We start from the raw sequence: 3,734 nt of genomic DNA, 5'->3' as shown, positions 1-3,734 counted from the left end.
TCTTGGAGAACGTCACCTTCGCCGGGACGAACTCGCCCTCCGCCGCGATTACACCCTGCACAGACTCGCCGGGCTGCAATTCGGTGACCGCGAGTTGATCGGCGGCCGAGCCCAGGTCGACAGTGTGCTTCATGCCCTCGGCGTCGGTGATCGAGAAGTTCAAGGGATTCACGTCGAGCGCCTTGTCCGGGCTCGTATTGGTGACCATCACCGTCACGGCGGTGGCGGGCGAACCGTCGTGCAGCACACTGGGCACGAACGGTGCCGGGTGCGCCGTCATCTGTACGTCGTCGCGCTCCTGCGCGGCCGCCTTGGTGACGGCTAGGTCGTCTGTTCCGCAGGCTGATGCCCCCAGAATCGTGGCTGCGGCGAACATGATGCCGACAGCGAGCCTACGCATAATTTCTCCTTTGCGAACCGACCTGGCGGTAGTAGACCAGGTACGGCACCGCACTGTACCTGTGGAAAGCGCATCCTTCATGGTGGAAAATGTCGCTGGGTTAATTGCTATTCGCTTGCCGCGCATCGGAATTCGTTGAAAAAGCCCGCGCTGTTCGTGCTGTAAAGGGCTTGGTGGCAGCATTGGGTCGGGGTAATTTCGGGATTGATTACGGCGCCGTAGCTTTATCGCCCGCTGTGGGATCCATTTCTTGGGTGCGATTGCCTCTCAGAGCCGTGACGACGGCGCCCAAAGCGCGGCGGTCCTCCGGGTGCGTCGGACGACGGTCGTTCCCGGAGGTGACCGTGATCGTGTCGCCGGGGTGGATGTCCAGCTCCGCCCAGACCCAGGGCAGCACCGGGAGATGCACGCTCCGGCCGTGGCAGCTGATGGTCACACGGGCGGTGCAGCCGCTCGCGCTGTCGGCCACGGCCTCGGCGAGTTCCGCCGTCAGGGCTCGCGAGGCGGTGATGTTCTCCACGTACACAGTCGTCGACTGTATTACTCTGCTCCGCAGTTGTTCGTGCCCGAAATGACCTGAATGTCGAGAGGGTGGTGCATGGCCAAGCGGATGCTGGCGGCTGTGGGGGCGGTGGTGTGCGGGGCCGGGGTGCTGGTGTGGGGGGATCGGCCCGCAGCCGAGGCGGTGCCTCCGGGGTCGGTGGCGGGCACCGGGCCGTGTGTGACCGATCCGAAGGCGACACACGAAGGGCTGCTGGGGAAGACGGTCGAGGTGCCGATTCCGTATCCGGTGGTCACCGTGGATCCCGGGCCGCCGGAGGAGAACCGGACCCGGGTGCGGATGGAACTGCCCGCCGATCCGTGCGCCAATCCGTGTCCGGATCTCACCGACGGGCCGGTCGATCCGCCGAATCTGCTGGAGCAGTTGGGCATTCCGGAGCTGAGGCTGCGGCCGCAGCCCTTCCACTTCGCCTTCCCGAATCCGGACACCCCGCCACCGCCTCCCGGCCCCGAGCCCGTCACACCGGTGATCGAGGCCGCCCCGCTGGCCGCCGCGCGACCCGCGCCCGCCGTGGCCCAGGTCCGCGAGGTCGCCAAGCTGACCGGGGCCTCCTCCATCAACCGCACCGACAAGCGCTGGCAGGTGCAGGGCACCGACCTGGGCATCATGTGGGAGAGCGCGCCGGGGGAGATCGCCATCGCCTTCGGCGACACCGTCGGCCGCGACTTCCATCCGCCGGGTGGCTTCGGTGAGGACTGGCGCAGCAATGTGCTCGCCTTCAGCACCGACACCGACCTGGCAGACGGGCTCACCTTCGACCGCATGGTCATGGATTCGCGTTGCCACGCGGCGGAACTGCTGAGCAGCAAGAAACTCGACAATATCGAGATGACGACCATTCCCACCTCCGGATTCGCCCTGGGGGAGCGGCAGTACATGAGCTACATGTCCATCCGCACCTGGAATGCGGTCCCCGGCACCTTCCACACCAACCACGGCGGTATCGCCTACTCCGACGACCACGGCGAAACCTGGACCAAGGATCCGCACGCCCGCTGGGACAACATCTTCGGGATATCGAATTTCCAAGTGACGGCGATGGTTCCGCAGGGCGACCACGTGTACATGTTCGGCACGCCCAATACCCGCCTCGGCGCGGTCGGGTTGGCGCGGGTGCCCAAGGATCAGGTGCTCAACACCACCGCCTACCAGTACTGGCGGGACGGGTCCTGGACCCCGGTGGGCGGATTCGCTTCCGCCACACCGATTGTCGATGCTCCCGCCGGGGAGCTGTCGGTACGCTACGACGCGGCGCGCGAGGTGTGGCAGATGAGCTACCTCGACACCGCCAAGGCGGCCATCGTGGTGCGGGAGGCGAATTCACCGCAGGGCGTCTGGTCGCCGAGCACGCCGATGGCGACGGTGCTCCAATATCCGGAGCTGTACGGCGGATTCATCCACCCGTGGTCCACCGGCGAGGACCTGTACTTCACCCTCACCACCTGGAACGACTACAACGTCTACCTGATGCACGCGCGCATGCGGTAGCCGCGTGCATGAGCCAGCCGTGCGACATGCGCAGCGGTGAGACGTGCTCGGCGGTGAGACATGCTCAGCGCAGGCGCACCTCGGCGATGGCGCGGCCGAACAGCTTCTTGCCATCGCAGGTCGCGCCGAGCATCAGGGTGGCGGTGCGGTTATCGGCGTCGACCGACTTCACCTTGCCGGTGAACTCGATGACGGCCGGGGTGGTCGGCTCGACCGGGACGAAGCCCGACAGCCGCACGCTGAACTTGGTGAGCGCGGCGGGATCGCCCAGCCACGACTCCAATTGTCCGGCAAGCAGACCCATGGTGAGCATGCCGTGCGCGATGACCGTCGGCAGCCCGGCCATCGTGGCGGCGGCATCGCTGAAGTGGATGGGGTTCGGGTCGCCGGAGACGCCCGCGTAGTTGACCAGGTCGCCGCGGGTCACCGGCACCTTGGCGGCGGGCAGCTCGGTGCCGGGGGTGAGCGTGGCGGCGGTCGGCGTGGTGTGCACCGGTAGCGGCTCGGCCGGGGCCGGGAATGCCTCGAACTCGTCGAGGTCCAGCAATACGAGGCCACTGGGGTCGGTCGCGCCGGAGTCCGGGTCCTCGACATGGCCGTGCATGACCAGCCCCGCCACGGTGTCGGCGATGTCGGGGTCGATATCCGCGCCGCGACGGGCCACGATGGTGGTGTTGGAGATCAGCACCGGCAGGCCGAGGGCGTCGCTGAGCGTCACCTTGACGACGATGAAATCGTTGTCGCCGAACTGGCGGATGGAATCGATGACCACGTCCACCGACAGCCGGTCACCGGCCAGGATCGGGCGGTGGTACTCGAAGACCTGATCGGTCTGCAGGACCTGCGACAGGTCGTACTCGGTGAGCACCGTGCCGATCAGGGAGCGGGTGGTGGCGGCGCCGATGACCGAGGAGAAGGTGGCGGGGGCCAGCAGGCCCTCGTAGCCCAGTTCGCGGGCGTCGACCTCGTGGTGGTGTGCCGGATGGTCGTTGCGCACGGCGCGCGCGAATTCGCGGACCTTCTCCCGGCCGACCTCGTAGTGGTCGCGTACCCGGAAGTGCCGGCCGACCAGTGCGGTGGCGGTGGCCGCCTCTGCCGTGTCCGGCATGTTGAACCAACTCCCTGTACTTCTGAAATCCTGGCGGGCCGGACGATGTCGCCGTCGAAGCTGGCCCAGACAATCCGGGCCATGCTACCGGCGAGTCGGTCCGGTGACCAGGTGTTTGTGACGTTCATCGCGGCCGTGAACCCGGATTCGATTCGCCCGGTGCGGGCCGCTGCGCG

Annotated in this window: 4 protein-coding genes; 1 reads left to right on the top strand and 3 read right to left on the bottom strand. The window is 67.1% G+C overall.

Translation table 11 applies throughout. From position 1 onward, the window contains the following. Both QK444_RS34005 and QK444_RS34000 read right to left on the bottom strand, forming a co-directional pair. Positions 1 to 400, bottom strand: a 400-nt coding sequence (locus QK444_RS34005; protein ID WP_282786119.1) for a DUF4352 domain-containing protein, incomplete at its 3' end; no start/stop codon positions are given. A 208-nt stretch (positions 401 to 608) separates the two neighbouring features. Then, positions 609 to 926 (bottom strand): hypothetical protein, encoded by a 318-nt coding sequence (locus tag QK444_RS34000; RefSeq protein ID WP_282786118.1) that lies wholly within the window; start codon positions 924 to 926, stop codon positions 609 to 611. A gap of 72 nt (positions 927 to 998) precedes the next feature. Here QK444_RS34000 and QK444_RS33995 point away from each other — a divergent pair, with 72 nt between their 5' ends. Further along, positions 999 to 2,450 carry a DUF4185 domain-containing protein gene (locus QK444_RS33995; protein WP_282786117.1) on the top strand — a complete coding sequence of 484 codons (1,452 nt, stop codon included), beginning with the start codon at positions 999 to 1,001 and terminating at the stop codon, positions 2,448 to 2,450. A 64-nt stretch (positions 2,451 to 2,514) separates the two neighbouring features. Here the strand turns inward: QK444_RS33995 and QK444_RS33990 are convergent, their stop codons facing one another. After that, entirely contained in the window at positions 2,515 to 3,558 is a 1,044-nt protein-coding gene (locus QK444_RS33990) for a fused (3R)-hydroxyacyl-ACP dehydratase subunits HadA/HadB (RefSeq protein ID WP_282786116.1), read from the bottom strand. Positions 3,559 to 3,734 lie beyond the last annotated feature (176 nt).

Source organism: Nocardia sp. CC201C (assembly GCF_030010695.1).
Taxonomy (GTDB): Bacteria; Actinomycetota; Actinomycetes; order Mycobacteriales; family Mycobacteriaceae; genus Nocardia; species Nocardia otitidiscaviarum.
This window is presented reverse-complemented; position numbering and strand designations above follow the sequence as displayed.